The following is a 21339-nucleotide window of genomic DNA, read 5'->3' on the forward strand; positions in this document are numbered from 1 at the left end:
AGATTTATCCCGAAAGTCATACGTTACCCCATTTAAATTGATTCTATTCACTTTATTAGCGCTTTTTTTTGCAGCAATCGTGCTATGGAAAGGCGCCCGCCGCCCCCTTGCCGCCGGCGCGCTCGCCGTGTTCTGGCTGCTCGCCGCAGGCTGGCTTACCGCGCCATTGCTCGACCTCGCGCAGCCACGCGAACAGAGCGCCATCCCAGCCAGATTTGCGCCGCGCACCGCGATCATTCTGCTCGGCGGCGGCACTCTCTACGACCGCGACCATGTGCTCGTGCCGCCGCACGACGTCCTCGCGCGTATTGCCGTGAGCGCGCAGAGCTACACCGCCTGCAAGCGCAGCGCGGCCAGTTGCCAGGTGATCGTGAGCGGCGGCAATCCGCAGCGGCATAGCGCGACGGAGGCCGATACTTACCTGCCCTATCTGCTGCGCGACCAGGTGCCGCGCGCGGATATCGTGCTGGAAAACACCAGCCGCACGACCTACGAAAACGCCCGCAACGTGTCGTCCATTCTCAACCGATCGCGCTACGACGCCGTGATACTCGTCACGTCCGCGTATCAGATGCCGCGCGCGCTGCTCGACTTCCAGCGCTTCGGTCTGGAACCGCAGCCGCTGATCTCGAGCGCACGCCGCGCACAACTCGGTGTACTGCCGCGTTATGACAACCTGGTGAGCGCGGAAACCGCGTTGCATGAGCTGATCGGCATCGCGCAGTTTTATGTGTATCGCGCGATGGGGTGGTTTTGAAACGTCGGCGGCAAAACGCGCCGCGTTATTTAGAGATGCGAATATTCGCGTATCCGCCATGCATCTCGGTGAAGCAGATGGACCTGAATCGTCCCGGGCACGATCTGTTGATGGAACGTAACGAGATGTAACCAATTGTCATTGCAGTTACAAAAGCATCTGCTGGAGCGGATATTGCTCGCTAGAATGCATTGTCTTTCCGTTTGGACAGGCAAATACTCGGGTCCATAACCACTCTGCGGAGGTAACGATGAAGAAAGTGTCCCTGGCGATCCTGGTTTCCCTCAGTGCCGTAACGGGCGCGGCGTATGCGCAGGACAACGGCGTCATGATGAGCACCGATCCGGCCAAGGCCGCCGACGTCGAACAACGTGCGCAAGATTTGCAAAACCGTCAGCAGGCGATGGAAAGCGCACCGGCCATGCCGATGAAACATCACAAGATGGCTCCGCATCATCACAAGAAGGCCGCCAAGGCCGACGCCGCCAGTTCGTAAGCGCCGCTTCGCTGCACGCATCCGCAGCGGGGATTTTTAGCGCACGACAACCGTCACCCGCGGCCTCGCCGCGAAGGTGAAAAGCCGAAGCCGGCACCGCCGGCTTCGGCTTTTTTGTTGTCTAATGGTCCGTCGGCAAAGCCGCGGCGCCTCGCTGACGGTGTGCTAAAGTCGCGCACCGTCCGGCGCCTGGCCGGACTCCCCTAACCCGTGCGCACCCTGGTGCGGAGGACAGCATGAGCAACATCCAGCTAGATATCGAATGGACCGAAGCAGCATCGAAAAAAATCGAAAAACTGATGCCGCGCGGCGGTCAGGAAGCGTTTCTGGCGCTGCCGCCCGTCGAATGCCTGCCGATGGAAGGCGACGTGCTGTTTCTCGGCCCGGACGGCAAGCAGCAACCGTTCATCGTCGCGGAACGCCAGTATCACCATGACGGCGACGCCGACTGGACCATCATCCTGATCCTCGACGTCCCGCAAGCCACGCATTAAACCCACGCCGTCAACACCAACGGCGAGCGCCGCGCGGCCCCGTTTTCCGGACCGCCAGCCGCTCGCCGTTGCTTCTGGCGATCGAACGAATCGTTCGATCGCCCGTTCGACCACTTACGCGATCTTCGACACCACGCGAATTTCCGAGTGCTCGACCCAGTCCGCCACGGCTTGCTTGTACGCCGCGATGTGCGCGGATTTGGCATGCGCCGCCAGCGCCGCCTGACTTTCCCAACGCTCGACGAACACAAACCGGCGCGGCTCCTGCACGTCGCGATGCAGATCGTACTGAAGCGCGCCCTGCTCTTTGCGCGTCGGTCCGACGATCCCTTCGAGCGCCTGACGCAGTTGCTCTTCATAGCCCGGTTTCGCGACCGAGATTGCGACCACTGCGATTTCCGACATGCCTGACCTCCAATTGACGAAAAGAAGCAGCAGCATACCCGCCGGGCGTCGATCGTGCAGGCGGGCGCCGCGACCCGAAACGACCGCCGGAACCGTCTCGCGTCTCGCCTGACAAAACCGCCTAAGCCCGTTCGTGCCGCCCAAAACGTCTGAGCACCGTCCTGGCCTAAATTTTGGCGGGTGCCCATTTACCGCGCTGCTACGCTCGGTTTCATACGGACGATTGATTGCGCAACGCGCAAGCTGTCTCCATGCGCGGCGAGCACGCCGACAGAGTCGAGCGGATCGCGCGAAATGCGGGCGCGGCAAGCCCGCCGTAAAACGTTGTTGCAAGCGGTTTCGCATGGCCATCAGTTCGGCCCCCGCTCTGTGATAACCCGCACATTCATGCAAATTGCAAACTGCTAGACTGGTTTGAATACTCCGCCGGAGTCCGGCATGGCTGGCATCGCTCTGCGCGTTCCTGGGCTGTATCCGTCCTGCCCTGCCGACGAATGGGCTGTGCATCCGTTGCGCGCCGCAGCAGTTTGCGCGCCCCGTCACCTGCTTGCCGCGATGTCACCATGTCCGCTCTCGTGCCCGCCTTTATGCCCGCGTCTATGCCAAGCGTCAGCGAAGTGACTCTGAGCGGCCTGCTGCCGCATCTGGTCCGGGACGAGTCCGGCTGGACCGCGACGTGGCGTGCCTTGACGCTGCATAGCGTGTTCCAGCCCGTGCTGTCGGTCACGCATCAGTGCGTGGTGGGTTACGAGGGCTTGCTGCGCGCGTTCGATCCGGTCGGCCTGCCGGTCTCGCCGGAAGTACTGTTCTCCGGCACCCGCTCCGCCGCCGACGCGCGCGAACTCGACCGCATCGCGCGCTGCCTGCATGTGGCCAATTTCATGGAGCAAGGCATCAGCACCGGCTGGCTGTTTTTGAATACGCGTCCGCAGGTGTTCGAAACGGGTTGGCCGCAGCGTACTTTTATCGATGAACTGTCGGCGCATTTCGGCCTGCCGCAGGAACGCATCGTGATCGAGGTGCTGGAGCAACCCGCCGACGACGAATCCGCCGTCGCCAGCATGCTCGCCGCGTCGCAACCACGCGATTTCCTGATCGCGATCGACGACTTCGGCACCGGCTTTTCGAACTTCGATCGCGTGTGGCGCTTCCGTCCGGACATCGTCAAGCTCGACCGTTCGCTGGTGGCGCGCGCGGGCAAGCGCGAAGGCGACGATTCGATGATCAGCCATCTGATCGCGATGCTGCATCAGTCCGGCACGCTGGTGCTGGCCGAAGGCGTCGAGACCGACGAAGAACTGATGATCCTGATGCAGGCCGACGTCGATTTCGTGCAAGGTTTCTGGCTCGGTCAGCCGAAGGGATCGGTACAGGCGGCCTGCGCCAAAGTACCGGCACTGATCGAGTCGATGTGGACCAAGTTCGCCGCTTACGAACGCCAGCATGCGGGCCACCAGCGCCTCGGTTTCGAAGGTTTCGCGGAAAGCGTGCTGGCCGCCGTCGATACGTTCAAAACCACCGGCGATCTGCGTCAGGCGGCGCAAAAGATCTGGCATCTGAGCGAAGCGCGCCGGGTGTTCGTGACCGACGGTCAGGGCGAGCAAACCCAGCCTTCGGTCACCGCCGCCTCGGTGCCGCCACCGCCGCTGCGGCTCGCGCCGCTCTATACCGAGACGCGCAGCAACTGGTCGCGGCGCGCCTATTTCAAACACGCGCTCGCCGCGCCGGGCCGCGTTGCGATGATGGGTCCGCATTATTCGCTGGCTGACGGTCAGGACTGCTATACCGCGGCGATTGCGTTCGAGCGCGACGGCGCGACGCATGTGCTGTGTGTCGACTTCGTGCCGATCGCGACTCCGGTGGATGTGCGTCATGGCGGGCGCGGCGGTAAGCGGTAGTCGCGGTAGTTAGTCGCGCTGCCTGGTCGACCTGAAGCGCGGCGGGTTTGCCCGTCTAGCCGCCCACCGACACGTTAGTCGCGTCACCCAACCCACGCCAATCACTCCTCCACGCGTCCGCGGCCGGATTTGATCTCGCTGCGTTTCGCCTTGCCGTCGAGGCGCCGCCGATTCGATGCGCGCGTGGGCCGGGTTGCAACCCGCGGCTTGCGCGTCACGCTGACGCTCTCGATCAACTCATCGAGCCGCGCCAGCGCCGCCGCGCGATTCATATCTTGCGTGCGATGCTCCTGCGCCTTGATGATCACCACGCCGTCGCGCGTGAGGCGATGATCGGACAGCGCGAGCAGACGCATTTTCAACACCTCCGGCAACGACGAAGCCTGCACGTCGAAACGCAGATGAATGGCGCTCGACACCTTGTTGACGTTCTGCCCGCCCGCGCCTTGCGCGCGCACGGCAGTCAACTCGATTTCGTTCGGCGGGATCGGATAGCGGGAAGTCATGAGGCGAGTCTGGGCAAAGAGACGTCAGTGTACACAGCGAGGCGCGCGGCGCGCAGCCTGTCACGGGCTACGGACTATCGGACACGAGCGCCGATGCGAAAAACTATTTGCGTCGACGCACCCGGTTCGCGGATACTGCGCTCTCCGCTTACAGCGTAAATTCATATGAAACTCCGTCCGGGTTTTGTGCTGGAACTGGTGGTCAATTTTCTGCTGCCGTGGCTCGTGTACCGGTATTCGCATCCGCAGCTCGGTGAAACCGGCGCGCTGATCGCCTCCGCGGTGCCGCCGATCCTCTGGAGCCTGATCGAACTGGTGCGCTTCCGGCGCGTCGACGCGCTCAGCGTGATCGTCGTCGCCGGCATCGTGCTGTCGATCGGCGCCATGGCGCTGGGCGGCAGTCCGCGCATGCTGCTGTTGCGCGAGTCGCTGGTGTCCGGCGCGATCGGCGTGGCGTTTCTGCTCTCTCTGCCAATGCGCCGTCCGCTGATTTTTTACCTCGCGCGCGCCAGTGTCGCGCGTGAAATGGAAGGCGGCGCCGCGCGCTTCGAAGCGTTGATGCAGGAACGGCCGGGCCTGCCGGCCGCGCTACGCATGATGACGCTGGTGTGGGGCGTCGGCCTGACCGGCGAAACGGCGCTCAGATCGTGGATGGCGCTGACGTGGCCGATCGAGCGCTTCCTGGTGGTGTCGCCATTCATCGGCTATGGCATTTACGGCGCGCTAACGGCCTGGACCGTGTGGTACCGCAAGAGCCTGCGCAAACGCAGCGAAGCAGGCGTACCGGCGGACGGCATGACAGGCTGATCAGCGCCACGCCTCCGCGATGCGCGCCGCCAGCCCCGAATCGCGCTGCGTGGGCGTCGCGATCGCTTGCGCCAGCACGGCCCGCGAGCCGATTACCTCGACCCGCTCACGTGCCCGGGTAATCGCCGTGTACACCAGTTCGCGCGACAACACACGGCTGAATACCGCCGGCAGCATCAATACCGCGTGCTCGAACTCTGAGCCTTGCGACTTGTGGACCGTGAGCGCGAACGCCGTATCGTGCGGCGGGAGCGCGGCGGGCGACACCGCTCGCAGACCGCCGTCGCCGGTACGGAAATAGACGCGCAACGCACCGCCCGCCCCCGGCAATGCAATGCCGATATCGCCGTTGAACAGGCCCAGCGCGTAGTCGTTGCGCGTCACCATCACCGGGCGCCCGGCGAACCAATGCGCGCCCACGGCCAGCGTCACCCCAGCCGAGCGCCGCACCTGCGCGGCCATGAGCGTATTCACCTGATCGACGCCGCGTGGTCCTGAACGGGTGGCGCACAGAATCCGGAAACGGTTCAGCGCGTCGAACAGGGGCAGCGGGTCAGGTGTCCCGGCGGCGAGTGCTTTGGCCAGCGCGTCGGCATACGGCGCGAAGCCGGCGGCGAGCCGTGCGACGGTGCGCTCCGCGAGGGTCGCGTGGGTGTCTTCGTGCAGCGCCGCGGCGCACGCCTCGAGCGGATCGGTGACGAGCACGTCGAGCGCCGCGCCAGCCGCGCCGTTACGGATCGCCACCGACAGCCGGCCGATCGGCGAATCGAGACCGAAACGGTAGTTGCGCTCGAGCCAGACGACACAATCGGCGAGCGGATTGCCGGCATGGGAGGCGGACGACGCCCCGTCGTCAAGCGCACCAGTGTCGGCGTGGATGTCGATGTCGGCGAACAACCCACCCGGCTCTTCGTCGACACCGCGCGAGACGTCGGGCAGCGCCTGCGCGAGCCGTGCCTTGTCGAGTCCCAAAGCATCGGCGACTCGCTGCAAGCCGGGCTGCGTGAACGCCGGCCGCGCGCTGAGTTCGGCGAACACCGCGCCCGCTTCGACGGCGGCGAGCTGGTCCTTGTCGCCGAGCATCACGAGGCGCGTCCGCGGCGCGATCGCGTCGAGCAGATGCGCGGCCATGGCGACGTCGATCATCGACGCCTCGTCGATCACGACGACGTCGTACGGCAACGGATTGTCGCGATGATGCCGGAAACGTCCGCCCGGCCCGGAGCCGAGCAGGCGATGCAACGTGTACGACGTCTGCGGCAAACGCGCGGCCAGCTCGGGGGGCAGCTCGCCGGCGCGCGCGAGCAAGGCTTCCTGCATGCGTTGCGCGGCCTTGCCGGTGGGCGCCGCGAGGGCGATGCGCAAATCGGCCTGGGCATCGAGCAGACAGGCCAGCACGCCGACCACGGTGGTGGTCTTGCCGGTGCCGGGGCCGCCGCTGACGATCGTCAGGCGCCCAGACAACGCCATGACGGCCGCGACGCGCTGCCAGTCGACTTCGTCGTCTTTGGGCCGGCCGAAATAGCGCAGCAGGCGTTGATGAAGCGTTGCTGCATCGGACTGTTCGGAACGCCTTTCCGCAGTAAGGTCACCCACCCCCGCATGCGCCACCAGCGAGCGTGCCAGGCGCCGCTCGTAATCGTAGTAACGCGCGAGGTACAAACGCCCTTGCCCGTCGATCACCAGCGGCCGCAACGCCGCCGAATTCCGCGACCCATCACTCGCCATGCCGCTCGCGAACAACGCCGCGCGCACTTCGGCGCTCGACGCATCGAAACGCCGCGCCAGCACCGCCAGCGGCACGCACACGTGGCCTTCGTCGGTCGCGCGGCTGGCGGCAAACGCGCCCCGCGCCGCCCATTTCACCGCGTCGGTCGATGCCCCGCCACGCCGTGCCAAGGTGCCGATGCGGCGCGCAAAACCCTCGGCCAGCGCAACGCTGAAATCGGCCGGCGCGGGCAAACTTACGCCGATGTCGTCGATCTCCGGCGGCGTCGACGCGCTCTGCTCGATCGTGCTCATGCGCCACCTCCAATCATGGCCGCGTCGAGCAGCGCCACCAGTTCGAATGCGGGCCGGCGCACATGCACGCCGGCCACCGCGTCGGCATCCCGCCAATCCGGACGCACGCCGCGCACGAACAGATACAGGTAGCCGCCGATATGCGTGTCGTAGGTGTAATTGCGCACCCGCGTCTTCAGATAGCGATGCAAGGCGACCGTATAAAGCAAAGCCTGCAGGTGATATGCGTGACTCGCCATCGCGGCTTCGAGCGGCGCCGACGCATAGTCGGCCACGGTGTCGCCAAGATGGTTCGACTTCCAGTCGACGACCCAGAAGCGTCCGTCGTGCTCGACGATCATGTCGATAAATCCTTTGACGAAACCCCGCAGCGCGCCCGGCTCGAGTGCGACGTCGGGATAGCCGTGTTCGATCAGCAGTTCGCGCAACGCCGGGAAATCGAGCGACGGCGCGGCGAACAGAAACTCGAGTTCGTTCAACCGCCGTTGCGGATTCAACCTGGCGAGCGTCAGGCCCGGCACCAGTTCGGTATGGACGATGTCCGTCAGCAGGTTATGCATCATCGTGGGCAGACGCGCGGCGAGTTCCGGCACGGCCGGCGCCGGCCGCTCGCGCAACGCACCACGGATCGCATCCGGCCACGTGCCCGGATCGCTGAAGTCAGCGAGTTCGAACATGCGATGCAGACACTCGCCCGCCGCCGCGCCGCGCGGAAACGCGAGAATGTCGTCCTCGGCGAAAGGGGGCGTTTGCAGCGCGGGCGCGAGCACGGGCGGCGGCGCGAGTGCATCCGCGATCTCGTCGTGATCGGGACGCACTTCTTCCGCCGCCGCGTGCATCTCCTCGGCCCTGCTGCCTGCTGCGATCAGTCCGCTGAAGCTCGCCATCCGCCACTGATCGCGCAACGGCCGGCGGCTGGCGCGCGCCTGCATCCGCGCGCCGCTGTCCTGCAGACTTTCCAGCGGCACGCGGCGCGCCACCTCCGGTAACGGTTGCAGCGTCACCGCACCGCCCGCCAACGCCTGCCAACTCGCGGCCAGCGCGGCTTCGTCGGGTGGTTCAGCAAGCCAGTCGTCGAAACTGTGCGCGCCACCGCCCGCCAGCCAGTTCAGCACGCTGCGGCGCGACTCTTTGGTGGAGCGCGACGACAGGTACGTACCGGCGACCAGATAGCAGCGGTACACCGCGCGCGTCAGCGCCACATACACGAGCCGCGCGCGTTCGGCCGCCTGCTCGCGCGACGCATAGCGCGATGCGCGTTCGGCCTCTTCGTCGTCGCAACCGTAGTGCAGTACCGCCGTGCCGTCCTCGTCGTGATACTCGCGGGCGTCGGGCAACCCGGACGACGGCGGATCGCGCAACGCGCCATCGTTCAGGAACGGACAGAACACCACGGCATATTCGAGCCCTTTCGATTTGTGCACGGTCACGATCTGCACGAGGTTGCGGTCCGATTCGAGCCGCAGTTGCGCATCTTCTCCGCCGCCCTGCGTGCGTTGCGCGGCGAGCCAGCGCAAGGTGGGCGCGATCCCCGGTTGGGTCGCGGCGCGTGCCTGCACCAGCTCAGCCAGATGATTCACGTTCGTCAGACGACGCTCGCCGTCCGCACCCGCCACCAGCCGCTGCGCGACGCGCAGTTCACGCATCAGCGTGCGCCACATCACCGCGAAGCCGCGTTCGTGCCACAACGTGCGATAGCGCGAAAAACGCTCGACCCAACCCATCGCGTCCGCGGCATGCGCGGGATCGTCGGCGGGCGCGGGCGAGTCGGCGACCTGCTCGAGACGCCACAACGACGTGGCGTCGAGCCCGAGCCAGTCGGTAGCCAGCGCGGCACGCAGACGACGCAGATCGCCGGGCGTATCGACGGCGGCCAGCACGCGCTCGATCTGCTCGGCGTCGAGCGTGGCGAACACCGAGGCCTGCGCCAGCTCGACACTGCCGACGCCCCACGCCGCCAGCACGCGCTTGATCAGACTGCCCTGCCGGTGCGTTTGCACCAGCACCGCGATATTGCCCGGCGCGAGCGGCGCGTCGCCGATCGTCACCGCGCCGTGTCGCGCGCCGCGCAACAGGCGCACGATCTCGGCGGCGCACGCTTCGCTCGCTTCGCGCTGCGCGTCGCGCTTGGTCAGCGCGGCGTCGCCTTGTGGCAACGTCCAGATCCGGAAATCGCCGGCGCTCGCGTCGGGGTCGACAAACGGCGGCCGGCGCCGTTCGCCCGCACGCACCGGCTGGTAGTCGAGGCCGTCCAGCACGAACGCGCGCGGGTTCGCTTCGAAGAAACGGTTGCACGCTTCGACGATCGGCGCGGTCGAGCGCTGATTGACCGCCAGCGTGTAACACGCGGATGCCGCCGCGCGTGCCGCCAGATACGTATGCAGATCCGCCGCACGAAAACTGTAAATGGCCTGCTTCGGATCGCCGACCAGAAACAGCGGACCGGCCGGCGCGAAGATGCGGCTGAAAATCGCGAACTGCAAAGGATCGGTATCCTGGAACTCGTCGATCAGCGCGGCCGGATAGCGCGCGCGCAAGGCGTCGGCCAGCCACGGATTCGCTTCGAGCGCACGGTACAGGTTGGATAGCAGATCGTCGAACGACACCACCCGGCGGGTGCGCTTGCGCGCCACCAGTTCGGCCGGCGCGTAGTCGAGCCAGGTTTCGACCAGCGAAAGCCAGCGTGCGCGTTGCGCGGCTTCGGCCGCGATCACGGCTGCCGCGAGCGCTTCCGCGTGCTCGAAGAACACGTGTTCGGGCGGTTCGAACTTGACCTTGGTCGCCTTCTTCAACGCCGACACGGTGAGCTTCAACGCGGCACGCGGCGGCGGCGCATGGCAGTCGCCTTGCGCAAAATAATCGGTCCACGCAGCGATCGCGGCGCTCACATGGTCGGGCTTGTGGGTGGTCTTGCTCAACCGGTCTTGCGCGTCGGCAAGCAGGCGGACGATCCCGTCGCGCTCCGCCTGCCAGAGTTCGCCGGCGGCGTCGAATCCGGCTTGCGGATCGGCGCTAGCGCCGCTCGCGTCCACCGCGCCCCAACGCAATTGCGCCAGGGGCTTTTTCAGACGCCGCGCGAGTTGCTCGTCGAGGGATGCGGGACCGGCGCGTCTGGCCACCAGCCACGCGGCGAACGCGGGATGCGCATGCGCAACCGGTTCGACCTGTTCGCGCCAGAAATCGGCGGCCATTTCGAAACGTAACGCGGCGTCGTCGGCTTCCATGTCGAACGCGAACGGCATTGCGGCGGCGAACGGCGCCTCCTGCAGCGCGCGCTGACAGAAAGCGTGAATGGTGTGAATCGCCGCCTGGTCGAAAGTGCGCAGCGCGCGCCGCACCACCTTCAACGCGGCTCCGCGCTCAATGCCGCTGTCCGGCGCCAGCGTCGTTTCAAAGAGACGCTGGATAAACGGATCGCCGCCGTCGTCGTCCATTTCGATCGCGCGATGCAGCTCCGCGAGACGGCCGCGAATCCGCTCGTGCAATTCCGCGGTCGCCGCCTTCGTGAACGTGACGACAAGAATCTGATCCGCGTTCAGGTTCTTTTCGAGTAACAAACGCACGTACAACGCGCAGATGTTCCACGTCTTGCCGGTGCCCGCCGAGGCCTCGATCTGGTTCACGCCGTCGAGCGAACAGCCGAACACGTCGAGTTCTTCGGCGACCAGCGCATAGCTGTGCACGGCGCCGCTCATGACACGCTCCGCAGATGCTGGACCAGCGGTTTGAAAACGATCGACGCCAGGCTGCCGAACGGTTCGTCGAGCGTGAGCGGCGTGCCGCGCAGCGCGATGCGCAAGGCGGCGTCGTCGGATTCGCCGCGTACGCGGTCGTTGATCCAGACGCCTTGGGCGGCGGAATCGCTTTCGCTGACCTTGGTCCACGCGCTCTTCGGAAAGAAGCGCAGCGGCAGCCTGCGCCCTGCCCGGAACAACGCGACGAGCGGCGCCAGCTGGTCGAGCGGCGCGGCAACCGGGGTGAGCTCGAAACTCTCGCCGCTGCCATGCCAAACGGTGCGGCGCGGGCCAGCCGGCCGCGCGGCGCAATACGCCAGATGCGCGAGCCACGCGGACAGATAGTCACGGGCAGTCGGCCTGGCGTAGCGGAAAATCACCTGCCCTGTTTCAGTCAGCAAATTTAAGGTGCCATGCAGTTGCAGCGGCGTTTGAGCTGCATCGCGCAATGCCGCGTCGTGAGGACCGAATAGCGCGCCGGCCATGTCCGCGCCATCGGGCCAGCGTGACGGAATGTCGAGCACGAACGGCAAACGCTCGACGCCCGAGGCAAGCTCGCTGCGCACGCTGTCCGCAAGCTGGCGCAGCGCGCCGAGTTCGCGCGCGCGCCAGACCGCGCCGGTCGCGCCGCCCGGCAATTCGGGACTCGCGGCGGCCATGCGGCGCACGCGTTCGAACATCACGTTGTCTTCAATCTCGACGTCGAGCAGCACCGGCAGCAGCCGCTCCGCTAACGCGTCGCGCCCCGCGTAGTCGAGGTCGAACGGCTCGGTGTCGAGCAACTCGCCTTGCGCGTCCGACAACACGATGCCCAAACGGTCACGCAACAGCGCCCGCGCCGGATGACGCCAGAAACGCACGAATTCGTCGAAGGCCACCGGCTCCGAAGCGTCTTCGGGCGGCAACGGTTGATCGAAGAACGGCCCGGCCGCCGGATGCTGGGGCGCGGCCAGCAGCGTGGCCAGTTCCGCACGATCGGCGTCGTAGCTGAACAGTTCGTTGGGCGGCAAGAAATAGTCCGACGCGAACGCCTGCAGCGGGTGATTGACGATAAACGCATGACGCGCGCGCTCGACTTCCGCCGGACTCGCGTCCTCGCCGGCCGACACTTGCGCGAGATGGTCGAGCAATTCGTCGACCAGCGCGGCCGGCGGCAACGGCGCGTTGTCGCGAATACTGCGGCCGGTGTACGCGATGAACAACTGGTCGCGCGCGGCCAGCAGCAGATCGAGGAACAGATTGCGTTCGTCGTCGCGGCGCTGGCGGTCGCCGGCTTTGCCGAACGCGGCCATCAGGTCGAACTCGTCGGCACGCGCGAGACTGGGCAGCACGCCGTCGTCCATGCCGAGCAGGCAGACGATCCGGTACGGCAAACCGCGCAAGCTGGTCAGCGACGAAAACGTCACGCTGCCCCAGGGCACGCCACCGCGCGCCGGGTCGTCGAGCGCTTCGGTGAGCGCGCCGCGTACCACTGCGGCGGGCAGCGGCACGTGTTGCGCGCCGGCTTGCATCGCGTCGCCCATTTTGTCGATTGCGTCGCGCACGGCCGCCAGCGAATCGGCGAACTCGACGCCGCCGTCGAAACTCTGTGCGAGCGTTTCGAGCAGCAACTGCGTCCATTCGACGGGCGTTCGCTCGATCGCGCATTGCGCCGCGAACGACTCGACGTCGTCGACGAAACGCGACAGGCGGCCTAGCAGTTCGGCATTCGAGCCCGCCGCGCCTTCCACCGGAAGCCACGCGTCGACAGGTTCGCCGCCCTCGGGCATGGCGTAGCCGAGGTAGAGACGCGTCAGCGCGTCGGAGAACGTATGCCGGGCGATCGGCACGTGCTCGCCGGTCGGCGGCACCGGCGCCAGCCCGCGCCGCGCACCGGCTGCCGCCAGCCATTCCTGCGCGGCTTCGAGCGACGTGGCGTCGATCTCGTAGCGTGCGGCGATGGCATCGACGCGCAGCCATTCGATCAGATCCGGCGCGCCTACGCTGCGCTCGGGCAAGGCCAGCCAGTCGAGCAGCAAACGCGCGACCGGATTGGCCTGCGACGGCGGCAGGCCGGTGATCCGATACGGAATGCGGCGCGCGTCGCCGGCCGGCGTGGTGCCGAACACCGCGTCGATCAACGGACCGGCCGCCGCGAGGTCGGAGACGGCCACCAGCACGTCGGACGGCTGCAGATCGTCGAACTCGTCGAACCAGCCGAGCAGGCGGTCGTGCAGCACCTCCAGTTGACGCGACAGGCTATGACAGACATGAACCTCGATGCCGCGCTCGACGGGCAGGTCATCGGTATCCGTTTCCGCGCGCAGATCGAGAATGCCGTTTTGCACGGCGGCGAGCCAGCTCGGCGCGGGGTTTTCGGTGAAGTCGCCGGTCTCGCCCGATGCCGCGCTTTCGGTCAGTTCATGCAGCATGTGCAACTGCGCCTGAGTCTGACGTCCCCATTCGGCGAGCAGCGGATGACCGACTTGCTGATAGTCGAGTTGCCCCGCCGCGTCGAGCGCTTCGACGCGCCCCGCGCTGACCACGTCGAACCAGAACTCGCGGCATGGGTTCATCACGTACAAACGCACGTCGACCCAGCGCGACAGCGCCCGCAACAACGCAACGTGCAGCGGCGGCATGGTGGGCAGCGCGAACACGCTCACCGCTTCCGGCCACCGCGCATTCGAAATCGCTTCGAGGTCGAGCGTGCCGATGTCTTCGAGAAAACGATACGCGGGCGGCAACGCGGCGGCGGGCGGCAACGCGGCGGCGGGCGTCTGCGCCTCGCCGGACGTGCTGGTCAGTTCGGCCAGTTCGGCGAGCACCGCACGCCACAGCGCGGCCTGCCAGCGCTCGTCCTCGCGCGCCGCCTCGCTCGCGCCGGTCAGACGCGGGCCGGTGTCGTCGAGCGCGCCGCTGGCGAAGATCGAGCCGCCCTTTTGCCACTGCAACAGCCATTCGGGACGATAGGTCAGATAGTGGTCGAGTACCGTGGCCACCCGGCGCGCGAGTTCGTAGCGCATCGACGCATCTGCCGCGTCGAGATAGGTACGCAGCCGCGGCGACGCGTTCCAGGGCAGCGCTTCATCTGCGTCGCCCAGCAACCGGTAGCAGCGCCACACGAGACGGTCGGGCGCGAACGGCGAATGCTTCGGCACTTCGATCACGCCGCCGATCTGCGCCCACAGCCACTGCGCGAGATAACCAAAATTGACATTCGCGCAGATGCCCTGCCGCGCGGCGATGTCGAGTTCGAGCCGGCGCCTGACCGCCGCGCTCGGGACGATCACCGGCTGCGCGGTCCAGGGGTCGGACGGCGCCTGTGCCAGGTCGTCGAGCAGCGCGCCGACAAGGGTTTCATAGCGGTTCGAATAGAAGAGCTGGAGCATGGATCCTGGGGAAAACGTGCGGCACGCACTGCGCGCGAGAAGCGCGCCGGCCATTGAAGCGACAGCATAACAAACGCGCTCCCAGGGCAGAACCTGGCCGAACGGACGAGGTCGAAACCCCGACAAAATCAGTTAGACTCGACGGCAGTTTGAGTCTGTCCCTCAACCGCGTTTTCTCAGTGAGTGGAATCCAGGCAGTCGATGCGCTATTCGGTTGAAATAAAAAAATTCCTCTACAGCCAGTACTTTTATGGCGGCCTGCGCATCGCGGTCGGCGTGTCGTTACCGGCGGTACTGTGTCTGATCGTGTTCCACGATCGCGACCTCGGCTTCACGATCGCGACCGGCGCGCTCGGCGCGTGCGTGGTCGACATGCCGGGTCCGCTGAAGTACAAGCACAACGAAATGCTGGCGTGCACGGTGATCGGCTTCCTGTCGGCGCTCGCTACCGGGCTGGCCACGGTGAATCCGGTGGCGCTGTGGTGTACGGTCGTGCCGCTCACGTTCGTGCTGTCCCTGATCGTGGTGTACGGCAACCGCTGGCCGCAGATCAGCTTCGCCACGCTGTTCATGATGATCATGACGCTGGAGGAGCATTTCACGCCGATGCAGGCGCTCGTCAACGCGTCGTGGATTCTGGTGGGCGGGCTCTGGTACACGTACTGGTCGACCTTCATGAGCCGCTGGATGATGCACCGCATCGAACAGCAGGCGCTGGCCGAGAGCGTGTTTGCATGCGCCGACTATCTGCTCGCGCGCGCCGCGTTCTATGACCTCGACAACGATCTCGACGAGTGTTATCGCAATCTGGTCGACAAGCAGATCGTCGCGGTGGACCGTCAGGAAGCCGCGCGCGACATCGTGCTGCGCAACCTGCCCAGGTTGAAGAGCGGCACGCTCGAACCGCGCCGCGCAATGTTGTTCAATCTGTTTATCAATACCGTCGACCTGCACGAGTTGTTCGTCGGCGCGCATACCGATTACTCGCTGGTGCGCAATACCTTCGGCGGTTCCGATCTGCTGGTGTTTTACCGCGACCTGATTCGCAAGGCGGCCGCCGATCTCGAGGAGATCGGGCTCGCGGTGCTGCAAAACCATCCGCCGCGCAAGCGCTCGAACGTCAAGGCCGAATTGCGCGCGATCGAGTTCGAGATCGAGTTGATGCGCAAGCATGACTTGCCGCGCAAGAATCCCGAGGCGTATTCGGCGGTGTCGGCTAATTTCCGGCGTATCTGGAGCGCCACGCGGCTGATCGACAAAATGCGCAAGAGCCTGTCGAGCGATCCCAGCACCGGCGAAACCGAATTGCGCCTCGACCAGGCGCTCAACCGCTTCGTATCGAGCCGGCGCGTGCCGTTCGGGCAGATCTTCTCGAACCTGACCATGGCTTCGCCGAGTTTCCGGCATGCGTTGCGCGTGACGATCGCCGTTGCGGTGGGGTTCTGGCTCGGCCGATTGCTGCCGCTCACCAACGCGTACTGGATCGTGATGACCACCGTCATCATTCTCAAGCCCGGCTATTCGCTGACCAAGCAGCGTAACGGGCAGCGGATCGTCGGCACGCTGATCGGCTGCGCGGTGAGTATCGCGCTGATGATCTTCGTGAAGGATCCGCACATTCTGCTGGTGGTGATGTTCGCGTCGATGGTGATGAGCTACAGCCTGCTGCTGTTCAATTACACGGCTAGCGTAGTGTTCACTTCGTCGTATGTGCTGCTCATGTTCCATCTGCTGGCGCCGGGCAGCATGCGCATTATCGGAGAACGCGCGATCGACACGGTGGTCGGCTGCGCGATCGCGATCGCGGCGAGCCATCTGTTTCCGTACTGGGAATACCGCTTGATGGGCAAGCTCGTCAATACGATGATCGGTGCCACGCGGCAGTATCTGGAAGCGAGCTGGTGGTGGAGCGGCAAGCCGGCCGCAGCGGTGGTGGCGACCGTGACCGAAGCCGGCGCGCGAGCGCCGGCGGCGGCCATGGCGGATCCGGCGATCGAGTCGGGTCAGCCCGCGGTGGCCACCAGGGCTGCGGCCACCGCGCTCGACCGCGACTATCGTTATCGGCTGGCGCGCAAGAACGTCCATGTGGCATTTGCCAATCTCGGGCAAGCGTTCCAACGCATGATGCTCGAGCCGAAGTCCGCGCAGAAGTTCGTGCCGGAACTGAATGGTCTGCTGGTGCGCAGCCATGTACTTGCGTCGCAGATCACGGCGGCCGCGCCGTTACTGCGTACGTCCGCGCAGCAGCATGGGGAAGGTGTTTCGCTCCAACCGTTGCAGCGCGCGCTCAGTGTGGTCCGCGACAATTTGACCGAGGCCGAAGCCGGCACCGCGCCGCCCGCCGATCAGGGCGAGCAGATCAAATTGCTGAACCGGGAACTGGATGCGATGGTGGTCGAGACGGAGAAGTCGGCGGATGTATCGGCCGACGCGGTCCATGACATGAAGCTGCTGGCGCATCAGTGCAAGCAGATGCTGGCGGCGGCGGCGCTGATTCGCAAAGATGCGAGCGTGATCCGGCTGCCTGAAGAGTGAGCGCGGGTTCGCCGCGCTGAGCGGCGGTTTATTGCGGTGAGCGGCGGTACTGCGGTGAGCGCAGGCTTACTGCGCCGTGCCGCTGGCCGGTTTCGCGACGGTCGCTGCTGCTGCCGCATCGGATGAAATCGTCGGCGCCGGCGCAGTCGCGTTGTCGAACTCGCGCTTCTCCGTGATTGCGTTGTAGAACAGCGTGGCGATCACCAGCAACACCGCGACCACGATGAAAATCGCAATGCCGATGGTCGGGTTCTTCTTGCGCGGAGGTTTGTTCATGAGGCGGACTCGGTTCGAGAAACAGTCGCGGTTGATGTCGGGGAAGGCGGCATTCTACGCTGAGTGAGCTTGCGTGGGGCTTGCAGTGCGGTGGGGTGAAGGGGTTCGTGGGGCGAACCTCCAGAGCGGGCCCTTCTCTATCGTTGGCCTATTCGGAGAGTAAACGCGAGGCCACTCACGCTTCATGTCCGCGACAAGTGCGCGTTGACAATCGGCGCTAGTTGTTCCGCATGAACATTCGCCAGGTCGTGGTTACCACCCGAGACAACGTGCAGCCGCGCATCCGGCAGTCGTTCAGAAAGTCGCTGGCCTACTTCAACCGGGCTGAACGGATCCGCATCGCCCCAAAGTAAAAGAACGGGTTGAAGAATGCGTTCCAGTGCAGGCGTTAAATCCGACTCGAACGACACAAACCAATCGGGCAGCGATGAGTTGGCCTCGAGGAATCCGCGTCGCCAATCCCGGGCGCCTGATCCGCGCATGTCGATCCCGCCGGACGTGACTGTCAACACCAGATGAGTCACCCTCTCCGGCTTTTCGAGCGCGGCCAGAACAGCGATTACCCCGCCCATCGATTGAGCGATCAACGCGGTCGGCTGGTCCATGTGGGACACCACTTTCCGGACGAGGTCGTCGAGGCTATTGACGTCTGGAACGGCGGGCTCCTGGCCAAATCCTGGATAGCCGAGCATCACCCTTGAGCCACCAACGGTCAGCCGATTCGCCAACGGACGCCAGAATTCAGTATTGCCCGATGCACCTGGCAGGAAAAGCAGTTTCGACGGTAACGACACGCGTTATTTCTCCAATGTCCGGATCGGGCGGAACAGTCATTCGGCTTGATGCCTCGACTATCCTTTCCTGGCTCGAATCGTGAAACCTCGATATAGCCCAGCGGTCCGGTTGTGCGAGTTCGAGCAATCGGACTGCCACGCCCTCGTGCCCTACGTTGCCGCCGGTCCCGCCCCCGCCGCTTCGTTTTTCCTTTGCTGACGCGCGCGTTTGGCAAGGTACATGGCGGCGTCCGCTTGCCCGAGCGCCTGATCCACGGAAAGAAAGCGCACGGCTACAACGCCAGCGCTGACGCCTGAGTACGTCAGGCGTGTATCACGCAGGGAATAGGCGCCGGCGGTAACCTCGGCGGCGCGAGCAGCGAGCCCGGCCGCTGCTTGGTTTGCCTCCTTCTCATCGACAGGCCCCGGTCCGACGAAAGCGAACTCGTCGCCACCGACGCGGGCGAGCATATCGGTGTCCCGTGTCATGCCGGCGAGGCGCCCTGCACATTGATGCAACAACTGATCTCCCGACAGATGACCAAACTGGTCGTTGATCTGCTTGAAGCCGTCCAGATCGAACACGCCGACGAGAACGTAGGAACCGTCGCGCGCGGCGCGCGCCAGCAACCTGCCGAGTTCGTCGCGCAGAGCCCGACGGTTCGGCAGTTCGGTCAGCGAATCGGTCAGCGAAAACCTGGTCAGGTACTCGTTCGAACGACGCAGTTCCTCGACCAGCCGTTCCCGTTCGATATGTTGTGCAATCAGTTTCGAAAACAGGTTGAGCGCGCTGCGCGCCCGGGGTCCGAGCGTCTTGCTGTTCTTGCCGGCAGCGCACAGCGTGCCGATGACTTCACCGTTGCTGCCGCAAACCGGTGCGCTCGCATACGTCTGGATGCCGAGAGCGGCGGCCGCCTGCGAGTCGCCCCAAACCTCGCTGACATTGGAAACGACTCGCCGGCCCTGTTCGAGGCAGCGCTTGCACAACGTGTCCGACCAGGGGACGGTCAGCCCTTCCGGGATGAGGAGTTCGCCCGTATTGCGGGCAATCGTGATCGACTGAACCGCGTTTTCCTCGTCGATCGACGTGAGGTACGTCGACTCGAGTCCCGTGACGACTTCGAGCATTTCCAGTAGCGGCCGGGTGAGCGCCTCCAGACTGTTCGCCTTTGCCACAGTCGCGGACAGGCTCTCCAGCATTTCCTCCATGGGTCCTTCCTCGCGATTGATTCTTGCCGGAAGAGAATGTTGCCAGAGCGGCGCGCCCGACGCGAGGGGAAAGCGGGCGATGCCGGATCGGCATCCGGAGAAGCCGTGCTGCGAGGCAGACCGGGTTTCCCCCTCGTTCCGATAGCCTCAACTTTCGACTTGCATCCCGGACAAATACTGTATAAATTTACAGGTGTATGCCCATACAGGATCAGGCCATGACCTACCTTATACGCATCTTGAACGACGGTGATCGCGAAACGCTTGCCTGGTTGTGCAAGCATGTCGGGGACGTCCGCGTAGCCGCCGCTGCGCGAGATCTAGGCGGCAGCGGCAAGCCCTATGTGTCCGCGGTGTGCCGCTATCTCGGCGTGCGTCCGCCGCCGCCGCGACAGTCTGATCGACCCGTTGGAGATTGCACGGTCGGAGACAGTCATCTCGCCCAGATCCGCCTGTTGCTGGCACAGCGAAACCAGGCGCCGTTGAAGCAGCGCCTTTGAAGCGCTTTGAAGCCGTTAGTTGACCCGAGCCCTAAGGAAAATACCTGTATGAACGCTACTGACCTCGATACGGATGTCGGTCAAATGGGCGCTGTTGCCCTCGAACGAGCGCTTCGAAGCGCCTCGCTAGACCTTCAGCAGATCATGGCAACGACCGCCGGTCGTCATCTCGACAGCGGCCGGCGCCGTTACGCGAGTGGTACGCAATCGCCGACCTGGCGCACGCTGCAGACGATCGACGAACTGGTCTTCGAAAACCGCGGCTTCGTGGCGAGGCACAAGGAAGCCGTCCGCTCGATGTTTCTCCGATTCAGCGACAGTCGCCTGTCGGGAGTGGATCTGGACGAACCCGTCGACTGGCGGCTCGACGACGACGACCTGCCCACTGTCTATCTGATCGTGCGAGCCATGGTGCAGGCACAGACGGCTGAAGCGGCGACTGCGGAGTAAGGCGTCGGTGGTGGGTTCGGGTTTGCTCGGCTGAATCGGCTGAAGAGCGTGACGCTCAATGATTTAAGATTTTTCAGTCGACGGCCTTACCACCCTCTCCCGCCCGGCCTCGATCGCGACAGTCCGTCGTTTGCGCGAAGCCGGCTTTTCCCGCCGACCACTCCGCTCAACCGCAGTTTCTTCAATTGCAAGCTCGATAAATGCGCGCGTCGCCGCGCTTCGATACGCACCTTTGCGCAGTAGCAACGCAGCACTTCGCTGCGGCAACGCCGGCACCAGATCCACCAGACGCAGTTCACTGTGTTCGCGCGCGATCGCCGCCGGCAGCAGAGTCGCCAGCGTGCTCCTCCGCACGAGTTCAATCACCGCGTTGATGGAATTGACCTCCATCGCAATGCGCGGCGCAACGCCATGCTGCCGGCAATATCGATCGATGTAGTGGCGCGTAGCAAACTCTTCGTTGAGCAGCACGAGCGCTTCGCCCTCGAACTCGCGAAGCGTCAACGCGGCGCGCTTCTTTGCATGCGGATGCGACTTCCCGACCACCACCGCCAGGGTTTCGACGAACAGCGTCTGAGTCTCGATGTCGGGGGAGGACGTATCGTCGAATGCGATGCCGACATCGAGCGCATCTTCGTTCAGCAACGTCTCCATCCGGTCCTGCGGCATTTCGAGGATTTTTAGCGTGATGTTCGGATAGCGGCGGTTGAACTTCTCTAGCAAAGGACCGATCAGGTACGCCGTGAACGTCGGAGTCATCGCAAGACGCAGCGAGCCGCGGCTCAATTCCTGCACGTCGTGAATCGCCCGAGTCCCCGCCTCGAGATCCTGCAGCGCGCGCCGCGCGTACTGCACATAGGCCGCACCCGCGTCGGTCAGCTGGATCGTCCGGCCGGACCGGTCGAGCAATTGAACCCGCAACGTGTCCTCGAGTTGCCGGATCTGTTGCGACAGCGTCGGCTGCGACACGTGCAGCGCCTCGGCCGCGCGCGTGAAATTTCGGTGCTCCGCGACCGCCAGAAAGTAACGGATGTGCCGAAGCAGCATGCGCCCTCCTTAAACTATTTGATTTGCCTATAGACATGATAATAAACCGGTCTTTGACG

Annotated in this window: 17 protein-coding genes; 8 read left to right on the plus strand and 9 right to left on the minus strand. The window is 64.9% G+C overall.

The genetic code is table 11. The features are described 5' to 3' along the window. The first annotated feature begins 79 nt into the window (after window positions 1-79). From BX591_RS23485 to BX591_RS23495, 3 genes are all read left to right on the plus strand, one after another. On the plus strand, window positions 80-757 hold the full coding sequence (locus tag BX591_RS23485) for a YdcF family protein (RefSeq protein ID WP_420849407.1): 678 nt from the start codon (window positions 80-82) through the stop codon (window positions 755-757). Between the two features lie 250 nt (window positions 758-1007). Next, entirely contained in the window at window positions 1008-1253 is a 246-nt protein-coding gene (locus tag BX591_RS23490; protein WP_111933697.1) for a hypothetical protein, read from the plus strand. A 236-nt stretch (window positions 1254-1489) separates the two neighbouring features. Then, entirely contained in the window at window positions 1490-1747 is a 258-nt protein-coding gene (locus tag BX591_RS23495) for a hypothetical protein (RefSeq protein WP_035550951.1), read from the plus strand. Between the two features lie 114 nt (window positions 1748-1861). Here the strand turns inward: BX591_RS23495 and BX591_RS23500 are convergent, their stop codons facing one another. Beyond that, the gene (locus BX591_RS23500; protein ID WP_111933698.1) at window positions 1862-2152 is read right to left on the minus strand and encodes a putative quinol monooxygenase; all 291 of its coding nucleotides are present in this window, start codon (window positions 2150-2152) and stop codon (window positions 1862-1864) included. A gap of 599 nt (window positions 2153-2751) precedes the next feature. On the opposite strand from BX591_RS23500, the gene BX591_RS23505 reads away from it, so the two are divergent. Continuing rightward, window positions 2752-4050 (plus strand): EAL domain-containing protein, encoded by a 1299-nt coding sequence (locus BX591_RS23505; protein ID WP_111933699.1) that lies wholly within the window; start codon window positions 2752-2754, stop codon window positions 4048-4050. A 101-nt stretch (window positions 4051-4151) separates the two neighbouring features. Here BX591_RS23505 and arfB read toward each other — a convergent pair whose 3' ends face one another. Then, window positions 4152-4556, minus strand: a complete 405-nt coding sequence (gene arfB, locus BX591_RS23510) for an alternative ribosome rescue aminoacyl-tRNA hydrolase ArfB (RefSeq protein WP_111933700.1) — start codon at window positions 4554-4556, stop codon at window positions 4152-4154. Between the two features lie 165 nt (window positions 4557-4721). Here arfB and BX591_RS23515 point away from each other — a divergent pair, with 165 nt between their 5' ends. Beyond that, window positions 4722-5363 carry a VC0807 family protein gene (locus tag BX591_RS23515; RefSeq protein ID WP_111933701.1) on the plus strand — a complete coding sequence of 214 codons (642 nt, stop codon included), beginning with the start codon at window positions 4722-4724 and terminating at the stop codon, window positions 5361-5363. Here BX591_RS23515 and recD read toward each other — a convergent pair whose 3' ends face one another. Genes recD through recC form a run of 3 tightly spaced genes read right to left on the minus strand, consistent with a single transcriptional unit; the run spans window position 5364 to window position 14490 of the window. Further along, window positions 5364-7385 (minus strand): exodeoxyribonuclease V subunit alpha, encoded by a 2022-nt coding sequence (gene recD, locus BX591_RS23520; RefSeq protein ID WP_111933702.1) that lies wholly within the window; start codon window positions 7383-7385, stop codon window positions 5364-5366. After that, on the minus strand, window positions 7382-11080 hold the full coding sequence (gene recB / locus BX591_RS23525) for an exodeoxyribonuclease V subunit beta (RefSeq protein WP_111933703.1): 3699 nt from the start codon (window positions 11078-11080) through the stop codon (window positions 7382-7384). Before recB ends, recD begins: the two co-directional genes overlap by 4 nt. Beyond that, on the minus strand, window positions 11077-14490 hold the full coding sequence (recC, locus tag BX591_RS23530; protein ID WP_111933704.1) for an exodeoxyribonuclease V subunit gamma: 3414 nt from the start codon (window positions 14488-14490) through the stop codon (window positions 11077-11079). The genes recB and recC overlap by 4 nt, the downstream gene beginning before the upstream one ends. Before the next feature lie 201 nt (window positions 14491-14691). Here recC and BX591_RS23535 point away from each other — a divergent pair, with 201 nt between their 5' ends. After that, the gene (locus tag BX591_RS23535) at window positions 14692-17025 is read left to right on the plus strand and encodes an FUSC family protein (protein WP_111933705.1); all 2334 of its coding nucleotides are present in this window, start codon (window positions 14692-14694) and stop codon (window positions 17023-17025) included. Window positions 17026-17091: 66 nt separating this feature from the next. On the opposite strand, the gene BX591_RS23540 is transcribed toward BX591_RS23535, so the two are convergent. The 3 genes from BX591_RS23540 to BX591_RS23550 all read right to left on the minus strand — a co-directional run bounded on the left by BX591_RS23540 (window position 17092) and on the right by BX591_RS23550 (window position 19283). Next, a complete protein-coding gene (locus BX591_RS23540; RefSeq protein WP_111933706.1) occupies window positions 17092-17301 on the minus strand; it encodes a hypothetical protein in 210 nt (69 codons plus the stop codon). 182 nt (window positions 17302-17483) lie between these two features. Beyond that, on the minus strand, window positions 17484-18095 hold the full coding sequence (locus BX591_RS23545) for an alpha/beta fold hydrolase (protein ID WP_111933707.1): 612 nt from the start codon (window positions 18093-18095) through the stop codon (window positions 17484-17486). A gap of 150 nt (window positions 18096-18245) precedes the next feature. Continuing rightward, the gene (locus BX591_RS23550) at window positions 18246-19283 is read right to left on the minus strand and encodes a sensor domain-containing diguanylate cyclase (RefSeq protein WP_111933708.1); all 1038 of its coding nucleotides are present in this window, start codon (window positions 19281-19283) and stop codon (window positions 18246-18248) included. Window positions 19284-19501: 218 nt separating this feature from the next. Here BX591_RS23550 and BX591_RS23555 point away from each other — a divergent pair, with 218 nt between their 5' ends. Together BX591_RS23555 and BX591_RS23560 are read left to right on the plus strand one after the other, a co-directional pair. Continuing rightward, window positions 19502-19783, plus strand: coding sequence for a CppA family protein (locus tag BX591_RS23555; RefSeq protein WP_111933709.1), 282 nt, complete (start codon window positions 19502-19504; stop codon window positions 19781-19783). Between the two features lie 48 nt (window positions 19784-19831). Beyond that, the gene (locus BX591_RS23560) at window positions 19832-20233 is read left to right on the plus strand and encodes a DUF2471 domain-containing protein (RefSeq protein ID WP_111933710.1); all 402 of its coding nucleotides are present in this window, start codon (window positions 19832-19834) and stop codon (window positions 20231-20233) included. 63 nt (window positions 20234-20296) lie between these two features. On the opposite strand, the gene cynR is transcribed toward BX591_RS23560, so the two are convergent. Next, window positions 20297-21280 carry a transcriptional regulator CynR gene (cynR, locus tag BX591_RS23565; RefSeq protein WP_111933711.1) on the minus strand — a complete coding sequence of 328 codons (984 nt, stop codon included), beginning with the start codon at window positions 21278-21280 and terminating at the stop codon, window positions 20297-20299. Window positions 21281-21339: the final 59 nt, after the last annotated feature.

Source organism: Paraburkholderia bryophila (assembly GCF_003269035.1).
In the GTDB taxonomy this organism is placed as follows: domain Bacteria; phylum Pseudomonadota; class Gammaproteobacteria; order Burkholderiales; family Burkholderiaceae; genus Paraburkholderia; species Paraburkholderia bryophila.